Annotated in this window: 20 protein-coding genes and 1 pseudogene; 6 read left to right on the top strand and 15 right to left on the bottom strand. The window is 68.0% G+C overall.

Annotated features, from left to right (window positions below; all coding sequences use genetic code 11):
* Nucleotides 1-76 precede the first annotated feature (76 nt).
* The gene (locus tag PI86_RS00795; protein ID WP_039317655.1) at nt 77-1,744 is read right to left on the bottom strand and encodes a Na+/H+ antiporter; all 1,668 of its coding nucleotides are present in this window, start codon (nt 1,742-1,744) and stop codon (nt 77-79) included.
* 291 nt (nt 1,745-2,035) lie between these two features.
* Here PI86_RS00795 and PI86_RS00790 point away from each other — a divergent pair, with 291 nt between their 5' ends.
* From PI86_RS00790 to PI86_RS17820, 3 genes are all read left to right on the top strand, one after another.
* Nucleotides 2,036-3,322 (top strand): sensor domain-containing phosphodiesterase, encoded by a 1,287-nt coding sequence (locus tag PI86_RS00790; protein ID WP_039317652.1) that lies wholly within the window; start codon nt 2,036-2,038, stop codon nt 3,320-3,322.
* A gap of 76 nt (nt 3,323-3,398) precedes the next feature.
* The gene (locus PI86_RS00785; protein WP_039317649.1) at nt 3,399-4,124 is read left to right on the top strand and encodes a copper homeostasis protein CutC; all 726 of its coding nucleotides are present in this window, start codon (nt 3,399-3,401) and stop codon (nt 4,122-4,124) included.
* Entirely contained in the window at nt 4,121-4,246 is a 126-nt protein-coding gene (locus PI86_RS17820) for a hypothetical protein (RefSeq protein WP_268745850.1), read from the top strand. Before PI86_RS00785 ends, PI86_RS17820 begins: the two co-directional genes overlap by 4 nt.
* Before the next feature lie 58 nt (nt 4,247-4,304).
* Here the strand turns inward: PI86_RS17820 and bioB are convergent, their stop codons facing one another.
* The 9 genes from bioB to aceK form a co-directional block, all read right to left on the bottom strand.
* The gene (gene bioB / locus PI86_RS00780) at nt 4,305-5,324 is read right to left on the bottom strand and encodes a biotin synthase BioB (protein ID WP_014895879.1); all 1,020 of its coding nucleotides are present in this window, start codon (nt 5,322-5,324) and stop codon (nt 4,305-4,307) included.
* 36 nt (nt 5,325-5,360) lie between these two features.
* Nucleotides 5,361-6,080: a dethiobiotin synthase gene (gene bioD / locus PI86_RS00775; protein WP_039317645.1), complete on the bottom strand. Its 720-nt coding sequence runs from the start codon at nt 6,078-6,080 to the stop codon at nt 5,361-5,363.
* A gap of 133 nt (nt 6,081-6,213) precedes the next feature.
* Nucleotides 6,214-7,425, bottom strand: coding sequence for an 8-amino-7-oxononanoate synthase (gene bioF, locus PI86_RS00770; RefSeq protein ID WP_039317724.1), 1,212 nt, complete (start codon nt 7,423-7,425; stop codon nt 6,214-6,216).
* Nucleotides 7,425-8,768: an adenosylmethionine--8-amino-7-oxononanoate transaminase gene (gene bioA / locus PI86_RS15645; RefSeq protein ID WP_152608013.1), complete on the bottom strand. Its 1,344-nt coding sequence runs from the start codon at nt 8,766-8,768 to the stop codon at nt 7,425-7,427. Before bioA ends, bioF begins: the two co-directional genes overlap by 1 nt.
* 585 nt (nt 8,769-9,353) lie before the next feature.
* On the bottom strand, nt 9,354-10,637 hold the full coding sequence (locus PI86_RS00760; protein WP_039317643.1) for a dienelactone hydrolase family protein: 1,284 nt from the start codon (nt 10,635-10,637) through the stop codon (nt 9,354-9,356).
* A gap of 107 nt (nt 10,638-10,744) precedes the next feature.
* On the bottom strand, nt 10,745-11,182 hold the full coding sequence (locus tag PI86_RS00755) for a YchJ family protein (RefSeq protein WP_039317640.1): 438 nt from the start codon (nt 11,180-11,182) through the stop codon (nt 10,745-10,747).
* Nucleotides 11,183-11,221: 39 nt separating this feature from the next.
* Entirely contained in the window at nt 11,222-11,899 is a 678-nt protein-coding gene (locus PI86_RS00750) for an SDR family oxidoreductase (protein WP_014895885.1), read from the bottom strand.
* A gap of 89 nt (nt 11,900-11,988) precedes the next feature.
* Nucleotides 11,989-12,756 carry a carbonate dehydratase gene (gene can / locus PI86_RS00745; RefSeq protein ID WP_014895886.1) on the bottom strand — a complete coding sequence of 256 codons (768 nt, stop codon included), beginning with the start codon at nt 12,754-12,756 and terminating at the stop codon, nt 11,989-11,991.
* 55 nt (nt 12,757-12,811) lie between these two features.
* Nucleotides 12,812-14,629 carry a bifunctional isocitrate dehydrogenase kinase/phosphatase gene (aceK, locus tag PI86_RS00740; RefSeq protein ID WP_014895887.1) on the bottom strand — a complete coding sequence of 606 codons (1,818 nt, stop codon included), beginning with the start codon at nt 14,627-14,629 and terminating at the stop codon, nt 12,812-12,814.
* A 329-nt stretch (nt 14,630-14,958) separates the two neighbouring features.
* On the opposite strand from aceK, the gene PI86_RS00735 reads away from it, so the two are divergent.
* From PI86_RS00735 to PI86_RS00725, 3 genes are all read left to right on the top strand, one after another.
* A complete protein-coding gene (locus PI86_RS00735; RefSeq protein WP_039317636.1) occupies nt 14,959-16,035 on the top strand; it encodes an MBL fold metallo-hydrolase in 1,077 nt (358 codons plus the stop codon).
* A gap of 76 nt (nt 16,036-16,111) precedes the next feature.
* Nucleotides 16,112-17,899: an SWIM zinc finger family protein gene (locus tag PI86_RS00730; RefSeq protein WP_039317633.1), complete on the top strand. Its 1,788-nt coding sequence runs from the start codon at nt 16,112-16,114 to the stop codon at nt 17,897-17,899.
* Between the two features lie 29 nt (nt 17,900-17,928).
* Nucleotides 17,929-18,183 carry a DUF6429 family protein gene (locus tag PI86_RS00725; protein ID WP_039317630.1) on the top strand — a complete coding sequence of 85 codons (255 nt, stop codon included), beginning with the start codon at nt 17,929-17,931 and terminating at the stop codon, nt 18,181-18,183.
* Nucleotides 18,184-18,247: 64 nt separating this feature from the next.
* Here PI86_RS00725 and PI86_RS00715 read toward each other — a convergent pair.
* The 5 genes and pseudogenes from PI86_RS00715 to PI86_RS00695 form a co-directional block, all read right to left on the bottom strand.
* A pseudogene (locus PI86_RS00715) lies at nt 18,248-18,671 on the bottom strand (ATP-binding cassette domain-containing protein); the annotation flags it as partial.
* A 190-nt stretch (nt 18,672-18,861) separates the two neighbouring features.
* Entirely contained in the window at nt 18,862-20,457 is a 1,596-nt protein-coding gene (locus tag PI86_RS00710; protein WP_039317621.1) for an ABC transporter substrate-binding protein, read from the bottom strand.
* A gap of 437 nt (nt 20,458-20,894) precedes the next feature.
* A complete protein-coding gene (locus PI86_RS00705) occupies nt 20,895-21,668 on the bottom strand; it encodes an SDR family oxidoreductase (protein ID WP_039317618.1) in 774 nt (257 codons plus the stop codon).
* A gap of 19 nt (nt 21,669-21,687) precedes the next feature.
* The gene (locus tag PI86_RS00700; RefSeq protein WP_039317616.1) at nt 21,688-22,329 is read right to left on the bottom strand and encodes a thiol:disulfide interchange protein DsbA/DsbL; all 642 of its coding nucleotides are present in this window, start codon (nt 22,327-22,329) and stop codon (nt 21,688-21,690) included.
* 69 nt (nt 22,330-22,398) lie between these two features.
* Nucleotides 22,399-23,298: an SPOR domain-containing protein gene (locus tag PI86_RS00695; RefSeq protein ID WP_039317614.1), complete on the bottom strand. Its 900-nt coding sequence runs from the start codon at nt 23,296-23,298 to the stop codon at nt 22,399-22,401.
* Between the last annotated feature and the right edge of the window lie 47 nt (nt 23,299-23,345).

Raw genomic sequence — 23,345 nt, 5'->3', positions numbered from 1 at the left:
GCGACGCCCGCGCGTCGCCGTTTTTTATGGACGGCGGTGCCGGCGCACCGCGCGCCGCGCGCCGTGCGCCGTGCAGTCAGATGATGCCTTTCTTGCGCGTCGACAGTGCCGTTTCCGACAGGTCGATCTCGCGGATCAGCTTGGTCAGCGTCTCGTCCGAGATCTTGCTCTCGCTGCGCAGCCGGTACAGCACCGATCGCTCCGCGCGCACGGCCGCGATCCGCATCTGCAGCTCCATCGTCTCGGTCTGCTTCGCTTCCGCGCGCGGCGTCGGGCCGTCCTCGGCGAGTGCGGCGAGGCGGCGGCGGTACTGGTCCATCACGCGCGCGGAGATGTCGGCGCAGCGCGCGGCGCCCGATTCGTCGAGATTGGTCGAGATCGCATCGTGCGACGAGTCGATCGCACGGATCGCGGCCTGCGCGGCGGCCGCGCGCGCGGTGCGTTCCTCGTCGGCCAGCGGGTTGCGCGTCGAGCGCACGCCGCGCAGCAGCAGCGGCAGGCCGATCACCGCGACGATCAGCGAGCCGAGAATCACGGCCGACGCGACGAAGATCGCGGTGTCGCGCCCGGGCAGCGGCGCACCGTCGGACAGCGCGACGGGGATCGACAGCACGCCCGCGAGCGTGACCGCGCCGCGCACGCCGCCGACCGTCATCACCGCGATCGTGCGCACGCCGGCCATCGTGCCCGCGAGGCCCTGGCGCGCGGCACGGCGGCTCGCGATCCAGCGCAGCAGCCAGACCCACAGGAAGCGGATCGCATAGAGCGCGACCATCATCGCGCACACGTTGAAGATCATCCGGCCGACCAGCACGTCGCTCGTGTGGTGCGCGTCGACCAGCGCGCGGCCGATGATGTGCGGCAGCTGCAGCCCGAGCATGATGAACACCATGCCGTTGAACACGAACTCGATCATCGCCCAGGTGCTTTCGGCACGCACGCGCGACGCGACCGTGCTTTTGCGCGAGAAGCTCGTGTAATTCATCATCATCCCGGCCGACACGGCCGCGAGCACGCCCGACAGGTCGAGGTGCTCGGCGAACAGATACGCGGCGAAGGGCACGAGCAGCGTCATCACGATGCCGGGGGCCGGATCGCCTTCCTGCTCGGCGTTCAGGAAGCGCGTCGACAGCGCGCTGAACACCCACGACACGATCGCGCCCGTCGCGAGCCCGCCGGCGGCGACGATCACGAAGGTGACCGACGCTTCGCGCAGCGAGAACATGCCGGTGAGCGCGGCCGCGACCGCGAACTTCAGCGCGACGAGGCCCGACGCGTCGTTCATCAGCGCCTCGCCTTCGAGGATGTGCATCAGTTGCGGCGGAATGCGCCCCTTGCCGGCGATGCCCGACAGCGCGACCGCGTCGGTCGGCGACAGCACGGCCGCGAGGGCAAACGCGATCGGCAGCGGCAACTCGGGTATCAGCCAGTGCGCGAAGTAGCCCACCGCGAGTACCGTCATGAATACGAGCCCGAACGCGAGCATCAGGATCGCGCGGCGCTGCAGGTACAGCTCGCGTTTCGGAATCCGCCAGCCGTCCGCGAACAGCAGCGGCGGAATGAACAGCAGCATGAAGATTTCGGGATCGAACGTGACGTGCAGGTTCAGCTTCGGCCACGCGAGGATCGCACCGAACGCGATCTGCATCAGCGGCAGCGGAAGCCGCAACGGCAGCATGCGCGTGACCGCGCCGGACAGCGCGACGGTGAGCAGCAGGATCAGGACTGTGAAGACGATTTCCATCGATACGGCAATTGTGGAGAATGAAACGACCGTACGGAGTTTAGCGTGACGGCGTGACGGGTGCGCTCGCGTGCCCCGGTGCGCATGCACGCAAACGGTGCAGCCGGCCTGCGCCACGGTGGTGCGACGCCCCCGAACGCAGGCGCGGCGGCCGTGTTAAGCCCTTGCACGGAGCTTGCTTGATGCTGGCGTACCGTCCGGCACCGGCCGGACAACCGAGGATTCGACCATGACATTGCGCGCGCCGTCCCGTTCGCCAGCCGCGTTCGACCGCATCATCAGGAGGAAGCCATGACGATCGCGCAACAGGAGCGTCCGGCCACCGCATCGCCGTATCGTTTCCAGCGGGAGATGAGTTCCGGCCTCGAGCGTCTGGCGACCCAGCATCGCGACCTGACGCTCACGACCGTGTTCCAGCCGATATTCAGCCTGTCGCACCAGCGCGCGGTGGGCTACGAGGCGCTGTTGCGCGCGCATGACGCGCTCGACCGCGCCGTGTCGCCGCTCGACGTGTTCGGCGAGGCCGCGCGCCAGGGAGAACTGCTGCAGCTCGACCGGCTCGCGCAGGCGCTGCATCTCGAGAACTTCGCGTTGCTCGGCGCTGAGCGCGAGTGGCTGTTCCTCAACGTGCATCCGGGCGTGCTTACCGATCCGTTCCAGGCCGCCGCGCTGCTCGCGAACCTGAAGCGGCTCGGCATGCCGCCGCGCCGCGTCGTGCTCGAAGTGCTCGAACAGCGTGCGGAAGACGTCGAGCGGCTCGCCGACGCCGTGCGCGAATTCCGTGCGCAGGGCTTCCTGATCGCGCTCGACGATTTCGGCGCCGGTGATTCGAACCTCGAGCGGATCTGGCAGCTGAACCCCGACATCGTGAAGCTCGACCGGATCATGCTGTCCCACGCGGCGCACCGTACCGGGCTCACCGCGATCCTGCACGGGCTGGTCACGCTGCTGCACGAGGCCGGCAAGCTCGTGCTCGTCGAAGGGATCGAGACCGAACACGACGCGCAGATCGCGCTGTCGTGCGAGGCCGATTTCGTGCAGGGCTATTACTTCGGCCGCCCGGCGCCCGGCTTGCCCGACAGCGCGGCGGCGACCGGCTGCATCGGCGAGCTGACCGAGCGCTTTCGTCAGCAGACCGAAGCGCGCGAGCGGCGCGACGCGCAGCGGCTCGCGCCGTACCTGCGCGCGTTCGAGCGCGCGGCCGAGCGGGTGGCGGCCGGCGAGCCGCTCGACGAGGTGTGCTGGAACTTCCTCGCGCTCGACGATGCGGCGCGCTGCTTCCTGCTCGACGCACGGGGCCGCCAGGCGGGCCGCAACGTCGTGCTGCGCGCGGACCGCGCGCTGGCCGAGGCGCGCTTCTCGCCGCTGGCGGATGCGCAGGGGGCGAACTGGCTGCGCCGGCCGTATTTCCGTACGGCGATCGCCGAGCCCGGACGCGTGCAGGTGACGCGCCCGTACCTGTCGATCAACGAGGCGCAGCCGTGCGTGACGCTGTCGATGGCGGTGCGCATCGGCGATGCGCAGCACGTGCTGTGCGGCGATATCGACTGGCGCGACGAAGCGGCCGACGGCGCATAGCGCCGGCGTCGCGCTGGTGCGGTTCACGCCGCTCGGATAGGATGCGCGAATTGTCCTGACGATTCGCGAGCCGCCGATGAACCGACCCGCCGCTTCCTCCGTCCTCCTCGAAGTGATCGCCACGACTGTCGGCGATGCGAAGGCCGCCGCCCGCGCGGGTGCCAATCGCCTCGAACTCGTGACCGCGATCACCGAAGGCGGGCTCACGCCGAGTGCCGGCCTGATCGAGGCCGTCGTGGCTGCCGTGCCGATTCCGGTGAACGTGATCGTGCGCCCGCACAGCCGCTCGTTCGTCTACGACGCCGACGACCTGCGTGTGATCGAACGCGACGTGCGCGCGGCCGTCGCGGCCGGCGCGAACGGCGTCGTGTTCGGCGCGCTCGATGCGCGCGGCGATCTCGATCTCGACGCGCTCGCCCGCATCGCGGCCGCCGCGGACGGCCGTGCGCTCACGTTCCACCGCGCGTTCGACGTCGCGCGCGATCTCAACGCCGCGTTCGACGCGCTGCTGCGCGTGCCGGCCGTCACGTCCGTGCTGACGTCGGGCGGCCATCCGTCGGTACTCGACGCAGTCGCGACGATCACGCGGATGGTGCGGCAGGCGGCCGGCTCGACCTGCACGGTGCTGGCCGGCTCGGGGCTCACGGTCGATGCGGTCGGCGATTTCGTCCGCGCCACCGGCGTGCGCGCGGTGCATTTCGGCTCGGGCGTGCGGCCGCGCGGCGCGGTGCTGGCCCCCGTCGACGAACAGCAGGTCGAGCGCGTGCGCGCGGCGCTCGACGGCGCGGCGGCGCACGTGTGACGCGCCTGCTGAAGCCGCGCGCCGGCAAGCAGGCGATCGACGGGCCCGACGGCGTGTGCTGGTGCGTCGAGAGGGCCGCGATGCGCGACGCGCAGGACGACCCGGCGCAGCCGGTCGGATGAAAAAAAGCCGGGGCATGCCCCGGCTTGTTCGTTTGCACGCGATGCGCGATGCAGGCGCTTACGCGTTTTCCGCCAGCGCGTCAGCCTGGCTCGCACGGATGCCGAGGCGCTCGAACAGCGCACGGTCGCGCTGCGTCTGCGGGTTGCTCGTCGTCAGCAGCTGGTCGCCGTAGAACATCGAGTTCGCGCCCGCGAGGAAGCACATCGCCTGCATCGCGTCGTCGAGCTGCTCGCGGCCGGCCGACAGGCGCACGACGGCCTTCGGCATCGTGATGCGCGCGACCGCGATCGTGCGCACGAACTCGAACGGATCGAGCGGCGCGGTGCCTTCGAGCGGCGTGCCTTCGATCGCGACGAGGTTGTTGATCGGCACCGAATCCGGATACGGGTTCAGGTTCGCGAGCTGCGAGATCAGGCCCGCGCGTTCACGGCGCGATTCGCCCATCCCGATGATGCCGCCGCAGCACACGTTGATGCCCGCATCGCGCACGCGGTCGAGCGTGTCCAGACGGTCCTGGTACGTGCGCGTCGAGATCACCTGGCCGTAGAACTCCGGCGACGTGTCGAGGTTGTGGTTGTAGTAGTCGAGGCCCGCATCGGCGAGCGCGTGCGCCTGCTCGTCCTCGAGCATGCCGAGCGTCATGCAGGTCTCGAGGCCCAGTTCCTTCACGCCGCGCACCATCTCGGTCAGCGCCGGCATGTGGCGCTCCTTCGGGTTGCGCCAGGCGGCGCCCATGCAGAAGCGGCTCGCGCCGTTCGCCTTCGCCGCGCGGGCGGCGTCGAGCACCGTGTCGACGTCCATCAGCTTCTCGGCCTTCAGGCCCGTGTCGTGGTGCGACGATTGCGAACAGTAGCCGCAATCTTCCTCGCAGCCGCCCGTCTTGATCGACAGCAGCGTCGACAGCTGCACCGCGTTCGCGTCGAAGTGCTCGCGATGCACCTGCTGCGCGCGGAACATCAGGTCGTTGAACGGCAGCTCGAACAGCGCGACGACATCGGCGACGCGCCAGCGCTGCGACGTCGGGGCGGCCACGGGGATCGCGTCGGGTTGCACGGCGGCGGTCTGGGCTTGGGTCATGGTGGTTTTCCTGTCGTGAATGCGGGGATCGGGGCGTCAATGCTGCGCGGCGCGCAGCGTGTCGACGAGCGCGGCGATGTCGAGCATCGCCGCGGCGGATTCGGGGGCAGCCGGGCTCATGTGCGCGATGCGGCCCAGCAGCGGTGCGCGATGCTCCCGCGCGAGCCAGTCGCGGATCGTCGCGACGTTCTCGTCGGCGTACGACATCGCCGGGTCGACGTGGTTCGCGACCCAGCCGGCGAGCGTGAGGCCGCGCTGGCGAATCGCGTCGGCCGTCAGCAGCGCGTGGCTGATGCAGCCGAGCCGCACGCCGACGACGAGCACGACGGGCAGGCCGAGCGCGACCGCGAGATCGGCCGTGTCCTGCGTATCGTTCAGCGGTACGCGGAAGCCGCCGACGCCTTCGACGACGACGACGTCCGCGCGCGTCAGCGCTTCGCGGTGGCTCGCGACGATCGTGTCGAGGTCGAGCGTCACGCCTTCCTGCGCGGCGACGATGTGCGGTGCCGCGGGCGCCTTCAGCAGGAACGGCGTGCGCAGCTCGGGCGGCAGCACGACGTTTGCGGCTGCGTCGAGCTGGTCCGCGTCCTCGTTGCGCCAGACGCCGTCGCGTTCATACGCGCCGGCGGCGACGGGCTTCAGCGCGGCCGCGCGCAGGCCGTGCCGCGCGAAGCCGTGCAGCATCGCGGCCGACACGAAGGTCTTGCCGATCTCGGTGTCGGTACCGGTGACGAAGAGGGAAAGGGGGGCCGTCATGCTGCTTCCCGCCGGGCCGCCCCAACAGGCGTAGCGGGGCATTCGCGGAGCATCGCTCCGTGCCCGCATAGCCGGCCGTGGGCACCAGCCGCCCCCTCGGGTGGCAGCGAACGAGTGTGAGCGTGGGGGCGGTTCATCTTGCTTCCTTGCTGGCTTCGAGTAGCGCGGTTTCGAGCCGCGCGAGATCGTCGAATGAATGGGCGGCCGACAGCGAGATGCGCAGCCGCGACGTGCCGGCCGGCACCGTCGGCGGCCGGATCGCGGGCACCCACAGGCCGTGCGCGTCGAGCGAACGCATCGCCGCGAGCGTCGCGTCGTTGCTGCCGATCACGAGCGGCTGGACGGCGGTGTGCGAATCGACCGGCTGCCAGCGCGTCATGCGCAGCAGCGCGCGCGTGCGCTCGATCAGCGCGGCGAGGTGCGCGCGTCGCGCGTCGCCTTCTTCGCCACCGATCACCTTCAGGCTCGCCGATACCGCGTGTGCGACGGCCGGCGGCGCGGCCGTCGTGAAGATATAGCTGCGCGCGCGCTGGATCATCCATTCGATCACGGTCTCGTGCGCGATGACGAACGCGCCCGCCACACCGGCGGCCTTGCCGAGCGTGCCGACGTACAGCAGGTTCGGCGAGCGCAGCGCGGCGGCCGCGAGCGCGCCGCGGCCCTGCGGGCCGAGCACGCCGAAGCCGTGCGCGTCGTCGACGACGAGCCACGCGCCGTGGCGCTCCGCCAACGCGACGAGTTCGGCGAGCGGCGCGATGTCGCCGTCCATGCTGAACACGGTATCGCTGACGATCAGCTTCGTTTCGGCATCCGACGCGTCGAGCAGCGCGGCGAGCGCGGCCGTGTCCGCATGCGGGTAGACCTGCACGTTCGCGCGCGACAGCCGGATGCCGTCGATCAGCGATGCGTGGTTCAGCGCGTCGGAGAAGATCGTCGCGTGCTTGCCGGTGAGCGCCGTCATCGCGGCGAGGTTCGCCATGTAGCCGGTGCTGAAGTACAGCGCGCGCGGCGCGTCGGAGAAGCCGCCCGCGAAGCCGGCGAGTTCGTCCTCGAGCGTCGCGTGTGCACGCGAATGGCCGCCGAGCAGATGCGAGCCGCCGCTGCCGGAGCCGTAGCGCTGCGCGCCTTCGGCGAACGCGGCGATCAGTGCCGGATGCGCGGCGAGGCCGAGGTAGTCGTTGCTCGCGAAGCCGATGATGTCGCGGCCGTCGACACGCATGTGCGCGTCGCATGCGGTGTCGGCGGTGCGGCGCACGCGGCGCAGGCCCTGCGCATCGAGCTCGGCGAGGCCGCGCTGCAGCGTGTCGAGCAGGGGCGCGGTCGTTTCCTGTGAGGATTGTTTCATTACGCCACCTCCGCGAGCGTCGCGTCGAGCGTGTCGCGCGTGCATTGCGCGAGCCACGCGATGTCGTCGTCGCTCATCACGTACGGCGGCATCAGGTACACGGTCGTGCCGATCGGGCGCAGCAGCAGTTCGCGTTCGAGCGCGCGCTCGAAGAAGCGCCGCGAGAAGCCGCGCGCCGCGTCGCCGTCGAGCGCGACGTCGAAGGCGAACAGCGTGCCGCGTTCGCGCAGGTGACGCACCTGCGGGTGCGCGTCGAGCGGCGCGAGTGCGGCGCGCATCGCCGCCGATTTGCGCGCGTTGCCGGCGAGCACGTCGTCGCGCGCGAACAGGTCGAGCGTCGCGACCGCCGCGCGGCATGCGAGCGGGTTGCCGGTGTACGAATGCGAATGCAGGAAGCCGCGCGTCGTATCGTCGTCATAGAACGCCGCGAACACGTCGTCGCGCGTGAGCACGAGCGACAGCGGCAGGTAGCCGCCGCTGATGCCCTTCGACAGGCACAGGAAATCGGGCCAGACGCCGGCCTGCTCGCATGCGAAGAAGGTGCCGGTGCGGCCGCAGCCGACCGCGATCTCGTCGGCGATCAGGTGCACGCCGAATTCGTCGCACAGCGCGCGCAGCCCGCGCACGTACGACGGATCGTGCATCGCCATCCCGGCTGCGCATTGCACCAGCGGCTCGACGATCAGCGCGGCGATCCGGTCGGCACGTTCGGCGAACAGGCGCCGCACGTCGTCGAGCGCGCGGCCCGCGACGTCGGCGGCCGTCTCGCCCGACAGCGCACCGCGCACGTCGGGCGACGCGACCACGTGCGCGTGGCGGATCAGCGGGTCATATGCATCCTTGAACAGCGCGACGTCGGTCACGCCGAGCGCGCCGATGGTCTCGCCGTGATAGCTGTTCGCGACGCACACGAATTCGCGCTTGTCCGCGCGGCCGCGGTTGCGCCACGCGTGGAAGCTCATCTTCAGCGCGATCTCGACCGCGGACGCGCCGTCCGACGCGAAGAACGCATGGCCGAGCGTGCGATCGGTGAGCACATGCAGCCGCTCCGCGAGCTCGATTGCCGGTTCGTGCGTACAGCCGGCGAGCATCGCGTGCTCGAGCGTGTCGAGCTGGTCCTTCAGCGCCGCATTGATGTCCGGGTTCGCATGGCCGAACAGGTTCACCCACCACGAGCTGATCGCGTCGAAGTAGCGGCAGCCGTCGCGGTCGTACAGCCACAGGCCTGCGCCGCGCGCGACGGGAATGAGCGGCAGGCGCTCGTGGTGCTTCATCTGGGTGCAGGGATGCCAGACCGCGCGCAGGCTGCGCGCGACCCAGTCGTCGGTGGCTGGCGTACTCAAGGCGGCTCCGGGGGGTAAAACGGCGGCGGGCATCGAACGGGATGCCGCGCGGCGACTGACGGAAAACGCGCTGAGATTAGCGTGTTCCGGCGCACGTTGCACTACCGGTTACAAACGCCGCAAAGCCTTGCCGGACGGGAGTTCGACGCAGATCGCGGGGGCTCGGAACGGTACGCGCCAGATGTCCAGAAATGACCGCAGATGACGACGTTCGAGTGACACCCCCCGACAGAAAAAAATCGTGGGGAAGGCGGACGACCGACGGTGAGGAATCGGGGCTGGAAGAGAAAAGAGAGAGCGAAGCGTGACGCAAGGTGCGCGGCGGCCGGTGAATTGGTGTGCCGAATCAGGCGCGGGAAGGGGCAGGAAAGGCCAGCAAGGACCAGTAAGGGCCAGCAAGGACCAGCAAGGACCAGCAAGGGCAGCCGGCGCGAGTGACGGGTGGAACTGCCGGTCGGCCGGGCACGAGACGCCCTGCACGAGCGCGCGAACGCCGCTGCACGCACCAGGCGTTCGCAAAAGCCGAGAAGGAGAAAGAGAGAGGGGGGAGACCGCGGGGCGACGCCGGGCGTCGCGAGTCCCGCGTCAGCGCGAAGCCAGCGCGCGCGTATCGGCGTCGTGCGTGTTGCCGTCGCCGTCGCCGTTGTCGGCCGTCTGCGTCGCGTTCGCGTTCCACACGACGCGGTCGTTGACCGCATACAGCCGGCACGCGCCCGCACCCTGCTTCGCGCAGTTGTCGAGCGCGAGCGCCATCGGGTCGTCGCCGCCTTCGGCCCACGACCATGCGCCTTCGGAAGACACCGCGAACGCGCGGCTCGGATGCTGGTTCAGGAAGCGGCGATAGCCTTCGCGGCCGGCCGCGTCGACGAACGGCACCGCATCGACCGCGTCGATCGACGCATAGCCGGTCGCATTCGGTTCGTGCGGGTTGGCGACCGCATAGCGCACCGAGGTCGGCAGGTTCAGTTCCGCGAGGAACGCATGCACGGCCGGCCACCACACGGGCACGCCGTCGCGATCGACGATCAGCCGGTGCGCGTCGTCCTTGTAGCGGCCGAAGTCGATGAAATGTGCCTGCGTGCCGTGCGACACGTACGCGTCGTGCATCTGCGCGACGAGCGCGGGCGTCCACACCGAATCGTTGTCGCCGTACAGCCACAGCGAGCGCACGGCCGTATGCGCGCCGTACTGGTCGAACGCGTCGACCAGGTTGCGCTGCCAGCCGTCGCAGAGATCCTGGCGCAGCCCGCCGGAGAAGTTGATGATGCCGCGCACGCCGGGCGCGGCTTCGGTGCCGTACGCGACCGACACGAGGCCGCCGTGCGACGTGCCTGCGACGACGATGCGCGACGCATCGATGTACGACTGACGCGACATGTAGCGGACCGTCGCATCGACGTCGGCGGCCTGCGCGAGGCCGTTCTTCCCGACGTTGCAGCCTTCCTGCTGGTACGTGCCGCCCGACCCGGAGAAGCCCTGGCGGTTCGGCGCGATCACCGCATAGCCGCGACGCACGAATTCACGCGCGAACGCGAGCGGCCGGCTGCGCGGCTGCAGATGGAGATCGCCGGTGTTCTTGCCGTGGTTGAAGACGACGAGCGGGAACGGCCCGGGGCCGTTCGGCTTGAACAGCGTCGCCTCGAGCATCACGGCGCCCGAAGCATCGGCCGGAATGCTGACGATTTGTTCGTTGAGGTTGGCGGCGACCTGCGGGAGGCCCGAATCGCCGTAATCGAAGTGCTCGGCATGGGCGAGCGAGCCGCTTGCCGCTGTGGCCGCGCCGGCGTGTGCATTCGGCTGCGTACCGGCCTGAGCGGCCGACAGCGCACACGCCGCCATCCATCCCACCAATACCTTGCTGAACGCCATTCGTAAGCCCTGCCATGCAACTTGACCAATCTGACGGCCATCGTAGCCCGACAAATTCAGGTTGTGCAATGCGGGAATTACCCGGCGTCTGACACAGCAACTATTTGTCAGCGTTCACTTACTTCGCCGTCGACATAGCGCCAGAAACCGTGCTCGTCGCGCACGAAGCGGCTCGTCTCGTGGAGCCGGTACGCGCGCCCGCCGACCTTGTAGCGGGCCACGAATTCGACCTCGGCGTGCCGTTCGTCGCGCGGCGCATGGCGTTTGACCGCGAGACCGAGCCAACGAGGTGCGTCGGGTGCATTCGGGTCCGCATCGAGATCGGCCGGGCAGGTGCGCGGATCCCAGGTCGCGCGCAGGTAGTCGGTCGCGCCGAGCACGTACGCGCTATACCGCGAGCGCATCAATTCGAGCGCGGTCGGTGCGGCTTCGCCGCCGTCGATGAAGCGGCCGCAGCAGGCCGCGTAGCGCGGGGCCGGCACTTTGCCGACAGGGGTGGGGGACGCGCCGCCGCACGGGCACGCGTCAGGTCGGTTCAAAATCATGCGAATCGTGAATTAACGACGCCAGGTTGTGATGCCGGCTTACCAGCTGAGCTCGACACCGTCGTACTGGAAGAAACGGCCGTTGGCCTGCGACATGTCCGCCCCGGCTTCGGCGATCACGCGGCGCATGCCGGTCACGCTGGTTTCCGGATCGATCGCGGCCTGCGCGCCGCCCATGTCGGTGCGCACCCAGCCGGGGTGAAGCGAGATGCACGCGGCGTGGCGCGTCTGCAGCGACGCGATCCGCAGCACGTCGTTCAGCGCGGCCTTGCTCGCACGATACAGCCAGCCGGTCGTGCCGGTCGCCTCGGCGATGCTGCCCATCCGGCTCGATACGACCGCCAGCACACCGCGCGCGTCCTCGACGAGCGGGAGCAGGATCGGCAGCAGCTGCATCGGCCCGCGCACGTTCGTATGCATTACCGCGTCGAAGTCCTCGGCGCCGATCGTTTCGACCCCTTCGGTGCGCGGCCCGTAGACGCCCGACACCAGCACGGCCGCGTCGAGCCGTTCGCCGTCGAGCTTCCAGCCGAGCGCCGCGATCTGTTCCGGCTGCGCGATGTCGAGCGCATGCGCGTGCGCGCCAAGTTCGCGCAGCGCGGCGAGCGATGCGTCGTCGCGCGCGGTGGCGATCACGTTCCAGCCGTCGCGCCGGTATTGCCGGACGAATTCGCGGCCGAGGCCGCGCGATGCGCCGACGATCAGTACGGTTTTCATGTTCGCCGCTCCTTTCGTGGCACCGCCGTCGCGGCGGTGCCGGTGTCAGATCAGTTCGGGGTCCGTCGCGCTCGCCTCGCCGGCGTCGATTACTTCGCGTCGCCGCACGGCTTCAGCGTGTCGGCGACTGCCTGCGCGACGCCTTCGAGCCGCGCGGCGTCCGCCGCGACCATGTCGTTGTCGGGCGCATGCTGGCCGCGCGCGGTGAGCGCCGCGACGCAACGCTTGTAGGTTTCGTCGAGCGCGTCGAAGCTCGACACGGCCATCCCGAGGTTGCGCATCCGCCCGTCGTGCACGCCGTACACGAGCCCGTGCACGGTGAGCGACTGGCCGCGCGCCCACGCGTCGTTGACGATCGTCGTGCGGCACACGTTGACGACCTGCTCGATCGAATTCAGTTCGATCAGGCGGCGATAGCGCGCTTCGCCGACCGGCCATTCGTCGAGCAGCGCCGCGTGACGTTCGCGCACGTCCTGCACGTGGTGCAGCCAGTTGTCCGCGAGGCCCACGCGCCGGTTGTGCAGCGCCGCGTTCACGCCCGAGCAGCCGTAGTGGCCGACGACCATGATGTGCTTCACGCGCAGGATGTCGACCGCGAACTGGATCACCGACAGGCAGTTCAGGTCGCTGTGCACGACGACGTTCGCGATGTTGCGGTGCACGAACACTTCGCCCGGCGGCAGGCCGATGATCTGGTTCGCAGGCACGCGCGAATCCGAGCAGCCGATCCACAGATATTCCGGTGCCTGCTGGTCGGCGAGTCGCGCGAAGAAGTCGGGATCGTCGGCGAGCTGGCGCTTGACCCAGGCGTCGTTGTTGTCGAACAGGTGTGAAAGCGGGTTGTCTTGGGTATTCATCGGTGAGGATTCCGTTTGCGGAAATCGGGTCGATCGGGTTCGGTGCACGTGCGCGTCAGGCGGCGCGCTGCGCGTCGCCTGCGCTGTCGCTCGCGTCCGTCGCAGCGAAGCGCGCGGGGTAGCGCACGGTGAAGCGCAGCGACACGTCGTACGGGTAAAAATCGGGCAGCTCGCCCTGCAGCAGCTTGTCCTTGCTGGCCTGCCACAACGCGGGTTCGAAAAAGTCCGCGTGATGCTTCATGAAGACCGTCCGCACGCGCGGGTCGCCGAGCAGGAACGGTCCGTAGGTTTCCGGAAAGATGTCGTGCGGGCCGACGGTATACCACGGTTCGCCGGACAGTTCGTCTTCCTCGTTGCGCGGCGGCGGCACGCGCCGCACGTTGCAGTCGGTCAGGTACTCGATCTCGTCGTAGTCGTAGAACACGACGCGGCCGTGGCGCGTGACGCCGAAGTTCTTGTACAGCATGTCGCCCGGGAAGATGTTGGCTTTCATCAACTCCTTCACCGCGTTGCCGTACTCCTTCACGCCGTGCTCGACGTCCGCGTCGGTGCCGTTCTGCAGGTACAGGTTGAGCGGCGTCATGCGGCGCTCGATGTACAGGTGCTTGATCACGAGGTTGCCGTCCTCGTATTCGAGCAGCGACGGCACTTCCTTCTCCAGTTCGCGCACGAGCGCATGGTCGAGCCGCGAGATCGGCAGCGCGACACTCGAATATTCGAGCGTGTCGGCCATCCGCCCGAGACGGTCGTGGCGCTTCACCAGCTGGTACTTCTCCATGATCTGCGCGCGGGTCGTTTCCTTCGGCGGCGGGAACTGATCCTTGATGATCTTGAACACGTACGGGAACGACGGCAGCGTGAACACGAGCATCACGAGGCCCTTGATCCCGGGCGCGATGATGAAGCGGTCGCTCGAATGCGACAGATGGTGCAGCAGGTCGCGGTAGAACAGGTTCTTGCCCTGCTTCTGCAGTCCGACCGACGTGTAGATCTCGGCCTTCGGCTTGCCCGGCATGATCGTGCAGAGGAAGTCCACATACGCGGACGGCACGCCCATGTCGACCAGGAAATACGAGTGCGAGAAGCTGAAGATGATCTGCAGCAGGTCGCGGCGCAGCAGCACGGTGTCGAGCGCGAGCAGGCCCGGCCGCACGTGGCGGATCGGCACCGCGAACGGCAGCACGCGATCGGCGTTGATGATGCGGCCGACGATGTACGCGCTCTTGTTGCGGAAGAACAGCGACGACAGCACGTGGATCTGGAAATTCGGCGCTTCGTCGAACTGGCCGAATTCGTCGCTGATCGCCTGCATCACGCAGCCGATGTCGCGTGTGAGATCCTCGAACGGCGGTTCGAGCTGGAAGTTTGTGACGATGCGCTCGAGCGTGGCCGCGAGCCCGTCGGTGCCGGGGTAGTACGCGCGATAGGTCGGCTTCGCGGCCGGCTCGTCGTTCTCGAGGTATTCGGTCGAGATCGCGGGCCGCACGAAGATGAAATCGTTGCTGAAATACGAGCGGTGCAGGATCTTGCAGCACACCGAATTGAAGAACGTTTCCGCGCACTCGGGCTGGCGGTGCGACGTGAGCAGGCCGATGTAGTGCAGCTTGATCTGCTGCCACACCTCGTCATCGATGTTCTCCGCGTCGTATTCGTCCTCCAGCACCTCGACGCATTCCTGCACGCGATCGTCGTACGACGTGATGCGCTCGCGCGCCAGCCGCTGCAGCCCGTGCCAGTCGGTGCGCTCGTATAGCGTCTTCGCCTCGACGGCGGCTTCCCGGAAGATCCGGTAGTGGCGGTCGAAGTATTCGAGCATCGTCTGCGCGACGTCGAAACCGATCTGCGACGACAGCAGTTTGGGGAAGTGATTCATCGCGTGCAGGCTCGTTCGAGAGGGGCTGTAAGCACTCGCCATTTTAGCGCCCAAGTCGGCGTTTCATTGACTTTCGGGGTCCGGCGCCAAGCGCCGTCAATGGGCAGGTTATTCGCCGTTGAAGACCGTTCGGTGCATCTTCGCGTAAAGATACGGGTACGGAACCGATTCTGACACGAACTTTTTTTGACCGGCCACCGCCCGCCGGGCACGCGTTGCGCGCGACGGCGATAGAATCGACGCGATGCCCGCCGTGGCCTGCCGGCCGCGCGCGCCGGCACCTGCATTGGCCCCCGCATTTGTACCGATAACGACGAGACACCCCACTGATGAACGCACTGGAACACCAACTCGAGTATCCCTTCGCCGACACGCTGCCCGCCGCGGGCGACACGTTCGAGGTCGCGCCCGGCGTGCGCTGGCTGCGCATGCCGCTGCCGTTCTCGCTCGATCACATCAACCTGTGGCTGCTGCGCGACGAGATCGACGGCCAGGCCGGCTGGACGATCGTCGACTGCGGGATCTCGTCGGACGCGATCCGTACGCACTGGGAACAGATTTTCGCTCGGCATCTCGACGGGCTGCCGGTGCTGCGCGTGATCGTCACGCACTGCCACCCCGATCACTTCGGCCTCGCGAACTGGCTGTGCGAAGGCGGCGACCAGGGCCGCTGGAAGGTGCGGCTGTGGATGACGCTCGGCGAATACATGTTCGGCTGCCTGATGGCGGCCGGCAACGGCTCGAACGCCGGCGGCGCGGCCGCGGCCGATCACTTCGCGCGCCACGGGCTGACTGATCCGGCCGCGCTCGAGAAGCTGCGCAACCGCCGCAGCTACTACTCGGATCTCGTGCCGGCCGTGCCGCCGCGCTACCGGCGCCTGCGCGAAGGCGACGCGGTGAAGATCGGCGCACGCACGTGGCGCGTCGTCACCGGCTACGGCCATTCGCCTGAACATTGCGCGTTGCACAGCGACGCGGACGGTGTGCTGATCTCCGGCGACATGGTGCTGCCGCGCATCTCGACGAACGTGTCCGTGTTCGATCTCGAGCCGGAAGCGAACCCGCTCGCGCTGTATCTGGAATCGCTCGGCCGCTACGAGACGATGGCGCCCGACACGCTCGTGCTGCCGTCGCACGGCAAGCCGTTCCGCGGCGTGCGCACCCGTATCGCGCAACTGCGCGCGCACCACGACGCGCGGCTCGACGAAGTGCGCGTCGCGTGCGCGGAGCAGCCGGCCAGCGCGGCCGACATCGTGCCGATCATGTTCCGCCGCCGCGAGCTCGACATCCACCAGATGACGTTCGCGCTCGGCGAGGCGCTCGCCCACCTGAACCTGCTGTGGCTCGCCGGGGAACTCGTGCGCGAGCAGGGCGACGACGGCGTAATCCGATTCGTGCGGCATTGAACCTGCACGCCGGCGGTAGCATATCCGGCGCTTTTATAGAATTCCCGGTATTCCAACTCGATACCCGTCGCGACCCATGCCACGCAATATCTCCCTCGCTGACGTCATCACGCTCGCGGAAATCCGGGCGCTGGCCGATCCGCAATCCTTCACGCGCGGCAAGGCTTATTTCCACGACGGCGTCGTCTCGCGGCTGACCGAGCGCGGAGGCGTGCTGTCGGCGACCGTGCGCGGTACGTATCGCTATCACGTCGAGTTCGCAGTGAGCGACGACGGCGGGCTGGGCTACGCGTGCAATTGCCCGGTAGGCGACGGAGGGGCGTTCTGCAAGCATGCGGTGGCGGTGGCCTTATCGTGGCTCGAAAACAGCGGCGAGGAGGTCTTTCACGACGAGACGCCCGAACAACCCGCGCGTTCGCGCCGCAAGCGCAAGACCCATGCCGAGCTGATTCGAGAGTATGTGGCGACGCTTGACGAGGATGCATTGCGGAACTGGCTGCTCGACGCGGCCGAGCGCGACCGGTCATTGCGCGACAGACTCCTGTTCGACGCACGTGCCGCGAATGCCGGCGACGTGGCAAGCCTGCGAGCTGCCGTCCGGCAATTGACGCGCGTGTCGCGGCCGCTCGGCTGGGACGAAGCGCATACGTACGGAGAAGCCCTGTTCGAAGTGGCAGACATGCTGCGGCGTCAGTTGGCGGGCCCTCATGCCGCGCAGGTGGTCGAGCTGGCGGAACTGGCGATTGCAGACGCCGAAGCGAGCCTCGAACAGATCGACGACTCGGACGGCAGCGTGGTGCCCGGCATCGAAGAACTGACCGGTGTGCACCTCGATGCGTGCGTCCAGACGCGGCCGGAGCCGGTGAAGCTGGCCGAACGCCTGTTTCGCCTGCAAGTCGACGGGCAGTGGGATACGTTCCGCGGCGTGCTGCCGGCCTATGAGGAGCCGCTGGGCGACGCGGGATTGCGCCGTTATCGGGAACTGGTCGAGCATCGATGGGCCGCGCTGCCCCCGCTGCAAGCGGGGCGGGACGATCGGCGCTCGTACGATTCGGTGCGCTTGAATCTCGAGCATGCGATGGAATCGCTGGCGAAGCACGACGGCGACGTCGACGCGCTGATTCGCATCTGGTCGAAGGATCTGTCGGCGTCGTACCGATTCGCGCAAATCGCGGAATTATGCGCGGAGCATGGCCGTTTCGACGAAGGGCTGGCGTGGGCCGACCGCGGGATGTGCGAAATGAAGGATCGGCACGACGATCGCTTGCTGAGTTTCTGCATCGACGAATATGTCCGGCGGCGCGCATTCGATCGGGCGGACGAACTCGCGTGGCAACGCTTCGCGTACCATCCGACGGCGGACGCATTCCGTGCGCTGATGAAGGTTGCGAAGGCAACGAAGCGACGCGACGCCGTGCGGGAGCGGGCGGTTTCGCATCTGTTGTCTCTCGCGCGGAAGCAGGAAACGCCGGCGGGGACCCGTACGGCTCGACGGTATTGGGAGCCGTCGGCGCGTACCGAACTGGTGAAGCTGCTGCTCGCGGAGCAAGATCACGAAGCGGCGTGGGGTGCGTTTTGCGGCGGGCCGACCTCGACCGTGGTCTGGCCGGCGATGGCGGCGGCGCGCGCGAAGACGCATCCGGACGACGCGATCGCGCTCTATCATCGATTTTTGCCGGCTGCGGTCGAGCGTGGCGCGGGCAGTGCGCGGTACGACGAGGCGTTCGGCATCGTGCGCGATATTCGCGCTTTGCGGGTTGCGCATCGCCAGCAGGCGGCATTCGAAGCGGAACTCGACGCGATTCGCAAGGATTACCGGGCCAAGCGCAACCTCATCAAGCTGCTTGCGACGCTCGATTCGTGATCCAGCCGGCCGGATTGGAGGACCTCGCCATGAGTATCGATCTCGGCGCCGTCGATGACGCCGTTCTTGCGCTCCTTTATTTGACCCTGCACGACCGCAATCGCGCCTGGAAATCCTTCGATTGGGACGCGCTGAACCGATTGCATGAACGCGGCCTGATCGGCGATCCGGTCAACAAGGCGAAATCCGTCGTGCTGACCGATGAAGGCTTACTGGAATCGGAGCGGCTCTTCACGCGGTTGTTCGTCGATTCCGGCGCCGCGCCGACAGACGTCCCCCGATGATCTTCAGCTACGCAACGGGTTCGTAGCGCCACCCGTCGCGCTGCCATTGCATCGTGTGCGTCGGTTCGAGCGCCGCGAGAAACGCGGCGTCGTGCGACGCGACCACGAGCGCGCCGGGGAAGCCGGCCAGCGCGGCTTCGATCGCGCGCACCGATTCGAGATCGAGGTGATTAGCGCGACGCGCCATCTGGCCGCCGCTCAACGCATGTGCCGGCGTGTCGGCGCGCACGTCGTGCAGGCCGGCTGCGTCGAGCGCGGCGATTTCCGCGACGGTTCGCGTGCCGGCCGATCGAGCCCGCGCTCGGCGTGCGCCGGCCCGCGATCAGTTGCGCGAGCAGGCTCTTGCCGACACCGTTGCGGCCGACGATGCCCGTCGGCGTACGGTCGATGGCCAGGTCGAGCGAATCGAACAGCGTGATGCCGTCGTCGAAGCGGAAGGAAACGTGATGCAGCGCGACGAGCGCGCCGGTCGGCGTGGCAGCAGCCATAAGCACCTCCGAAAATGCGTGAAACCTTTCGCGCGGCGTGCGTGGCACGGCGGCGAAAACATTTTTGGGAAGGCTTGGTTGTTCACTTTGGCTGGCGTCCGGTATGAGGAATAGGCGCGCAGCGTAGCAAGCGCAGCGCACGGGCCGCAAGCGACCGGCGAGCACGCCGTCGCTTGCGCGCCACGCGCGGTTACTGCACGGCGACCGCCGTGAAGTTCTGGCGGCCGAACGGGCTGACGTGATAGCCGCTCACGTTCGTGCGCGTGAGCGCCGCCGCGGTCGGGTAGCCGAGCGGAATCCACAGCGCCTGGTCGTGGATGATCTTCTGCGCGGATTCATACAGCTTCGCGCGCTTGCCCTGGTCGGCAGTCGACTTGCCGTCGGCGATCAGCTTGTCGAGCTGCGCGTCGCAGAAGCGCGCGAAGTTGATGCCCGACTTCACCGCGTTGCAGCTGAACAGCGGCGACAGGTAGTTGTCCGGATCACCGTTGTCGCCGGCCCAGCCCATGAACAGCATGTCGTGCTGGCCGAGCTTCGCCTGCTTGATCAGCTCGCCCCATTCGATCACCTTCACCTCGGCTTTCACGCCGATCTTCGCGAGGTCGGCCTGCAGCAGCTCGGCGCCAGCTTTCGGGTTCGGGTTCAGCACGCTGCCGGTCGGACGCGTCCAGATCGTCGTCGAGAAGCCGTTCGGGAACCCGGCCGATGCGAGCAGCTGCTTTGCTTTCGCGGGATCGTACGCATACGGCGCGATGTCCTTCGCATAGCTCCACGTGTTCGGCGGATACGGGTTGTTTGCGGCCGTCGCCGTGTTGTCGAACACGACCTTCAGGTAGGTCGCACGATCGAACGCGAGGTTCAGCGCCTCGCGCACCTTGTCGTTGTCGAGCGGCTTCTTCTGCGTGTTCAGCGCGACGAACGCGGTCATGAACGCGGGCGTCTGCACGACCTTCAGCGCACTTTCGCCCTTCGCGGCGAGCACGTCCTGCGGCTTCGGCGACAGCGCGATCTGGCATTCACCGGCCTTCACCTTCTGCATGCGCACCGACGAGTCGGGCGTGATCGCGTAGATCAGCCGGTCGACCTTCGGTTTCGCGCCCCAGTAGGTCGGGTTCACGTCGTAGCGGATCAGCGCGTCCTTCGTGTAGCTCTTCAGCGTGAACGGGCCGGTGCCGACCGGCTTCGCGTTCAGGTCGGCCTGCTTGCCGGCCTTCAGCAGCTGGTCCGCGTATTCGGCCGAGTAGATCGATGCAAAGCCCATCGTCAGGATCGGCACGAACGTCGCGTTCGGCTCGTTCAGCACGAACTTCACCGTGGTGTCGTCGACCTTCGTGACCGACTTCACGAGCTTCACGAGGCCCATCGACTGCGCGTGCGGGAAGCCGCTCGCGCCGGCGACCTTGTGCCACGGGTTTGCATCGTCGAGCATCCGTGAGAACGAGAACACGACGTCGTCCGCGTTCAGCGGGCGGCCCGGCTTGAAGTAGTCGGTGGTCTGGAACGCGACGTTCGGGCGCAGGTGGAACGTGTACGTGAGGCCGTCGGCGCTTGCCTCCCATTTGTCGGCGAGCGCGGGCACGACCTTCTTCGCGGCTTCGTCGTATGACACGAGCGTGTTGAAGATCACGTCGGCTGACGCGTTGGTCGTGACGAGCGAGTTGTACTGCACGACGTCGAAACCGTCCGGGCTCGATTCCGTGCAGACGGTGAGCGGCTTGGCGGCGACGAGGCCGGGGGCGGCGAGGGCGGCGGCGAGTGCGGCCGCGGCGAACAGCTTGACCTGCATAGGTTCTCCCACGTGACTTGTGATTTTTGCTGGGTGACGGGATGCGGGCGCGGCCCGGGAACAGGCGGGCCGGCGCGGCTGGCGGATAGCATACCGTCAAAGCGCGCAGGGCGTGAAAAAAGGCGTCGGATCGCGGTGGATTGACCGAAAAACGGCTGCGTTCGCGACGGAATGCGTGTTCGGGCGGCGGTGCGGCGCGGGAGCGGAGGCGGGTGCGACGGTGAACGACGGGCGGCTGAGCAGGCGGCGGGGAAAGCGCGAATCAGCGGCATCGGCAGGATCGACGGCATCGACGGCATCGACGGGATCGCGGCATCGGCGCGCGACGAGTGGGGCGGCCGCAAGGAGGAACCGGCGCGCGCCGCGTTGGCGCGGGACTGCGATGCCGACGCAGCACCGGTCCGGCGCGCACTGAGCGCGCCGGATGTCCGATGCGCTCAGTGCGCGCCGGCCTTCGGCTTGCGCGGCGCCTTCTCGAACAGGCGGTCGTAGAGCCAGCGCGGCAGCACGTGCAGCACCTTCGCGACGACGCCCATCTGCCACGGAATTACGCGGAACGCGTGCTGCCGCGCGATCGCGCGGGCGGCGCGGGCCGCGAAGCGGTCGGCGTCCATCAGGAACGGCATCCGGTACGGGTTGTGCGCGGTCATCGGCGTGCGGATATAGCCGGGCGCGATCGTCACGACGCCGACGCCGGCCGGGCGCAACTCGACGCGCAGCGCTTCGAGGTACTTGATCGCGGCCGATTTCGACGCGCTGTACGCGCCGGAGCCGGGCAGGCCGCGCACGCCGGCGACGCTCGCGACGCCGACCAGCGTGCCGTGTCGCGCGGCCGTCATCGGGCCGACGAACGGCTCGAACGTCGTGACCATCCCGTAGTAGTTGATGTCCATCACGTCGCGGAACGCGGCGAGATCGCCCTGGCCCGTGACGGCGCCCTGGCTGATGCCCGCATTCGCGATCACGACGTCGGGACAGCCGTGCGCGGCGATGAACGACGCGGCGGCCGTCGCGAGCGCATCGGCGTCGCGCACGTCGGCGGAATAGACGGAGACGGACAGCTTGGGAAAGCGTCGCGCGAACGCATCGAGGGCATCGGTGCGGCGCGCGACGAGGGCGAGCGTGGCGCCCTGGCGGGCGTATTCCTCGGCCATCGCGAGGCCGAGGCCGCTCGACGCGCCGGTGATGAAGACCTTCAGCGGAGTAGTCATGCCGGCGCGTGGGCGGGGATCAGAGCTTCTTGTCCTGAACCTGCTTCACGAGGTAGTCGAGCACCTGCGCGGTGCCCGGGATGCTGTTCGTGTAAGCCGGGCCCGTCTTGTACTTGCCCTGGACGACGACCGTCGGCACGCCGTCGATCGCGTAGTTCTTCAGCAGCTCGGCCGACTGCTTCACCTGGCCCTGCACGCTGAACGAGTTGTACGCGTCCATGAACTGTTTCTTGTCGACGCCTTGCGTCGCGAGGAAGTCGGCCTGCGCCTGCGGCGTCAGCAGGTAGTTCTTCTGCTTGTGGATCGCGTTGAAGATCGCCGGCGTGACCTTCTCCGAGATGCCGAGCGCGGACACCGCGTAGAACAGCTTCGAGTGCGGGACGAAATCGTCGCGGAACGCGACCGGCACGCGCCTGAAGTCGATGTTGTTGCCCTGCTTCTTCACCCAGGCCTCGATCGTCGGCTCGAATTCGTAGCAGTGCGGGCAGCCGTACCAGAAGAACTCGATCACCTCGACCTTGCCGGCCGGCGCGGACACCGGCTGCGGCGACTTCATCACCTCGAAGTCCTTGCCGGTAGCCGGCGCGGCGGGCGACGCCTGGGCGAAGCCGGCGGCGGCCAGACCCAGGGACAGAAGGAGCGTGCTAAGCAGTTTTTTCATGTTGTGAACGTCGAATCAGTTGCTCGGGTTACGGAACGTAACGGGTTCTGCGTGGGCGCGGCCGGTTGCTTATTGCTTCGTGAAACGGATCACCGCCGTGTCGACACCTGCATCGGACAGGCGCTGACGGGCCGAGTTCATATCCTCGAATTTCGAGAACGGGCCGACGCGCACGCGGAAATAGGTCACGCCGCTGACATCGCGCTTCGACACCTTCGACTCGAAGCCCTGGAAGCCCAGCCGCGCGCGCTGCTGCTCGGCGTCGCCTTCCGTTTTATAGGCGCCGACCTGCAGGAAGTAGCCGGTGTTCGCGTCGCTCGCGGTCGGCGGCTTCGCTGCCGCTGCGGCCGTCGCGGACGACGTCGGCTTCGCGGTGTTGTTCGCGACCTGCTGCTGCTGTTTCTGGGCGGCCGCCTGCTGCGCCTGCTTCTGCGCGGCGAAGCGCGCGAGGTCGTCCTCGCCGCCTTGCTGCTGTTGTTGCTGCTGTTGCTGCGCCTGTTGCGTCTTCTTCGGCGGCGGCGTGTTGTTGGCTGGCTTCGGTGCGACGGCGACGCCGTTGTCCGACGGCGGATTGTTCGACGCGGTCGTGTTGCCCGAGCCGCTGGAGCCGTTCGCGTTACCCGACGGCGGCACTTCGACGATCTGCGGTTCGGGCAGCAGGCCGCCCTGGGTCTGGTTCGCGGCCTGGCCGGGCGCGGTATTGGGCGGCGCGGATTGCGCGGCCTGCGGCACCGGCTGGCCGGGCGTCTTGCCCTGCAGCGCGCGGTTCGGGTCGAACTGCTGCGGCTGGCTCGCGCCGTTGTCGGCCGGCGGCGGCGCGACCTTCGACACGAACGGCGACGGCGAACGCGTGATGTAGAGCGCCACCACCACCGCGATCGCGAGGCCGACGATCAGGCCCAGCACGATTCCAAGAAATGTCCCTCCGGCTTGTTTCGATTGCTTCGAAGTTCGGCGTGGTTGTGCCATTGCTTGAGTCACCTGCAAAAAGAATCGTGAAAAGGCTGCGGCGGGCA

It is taken from the genome of Burkholderia sp. A9, assembly GCF_000801975.1.
This window is presented reverse-complemented; position numbering and strand designations above follow the sequence as displayed.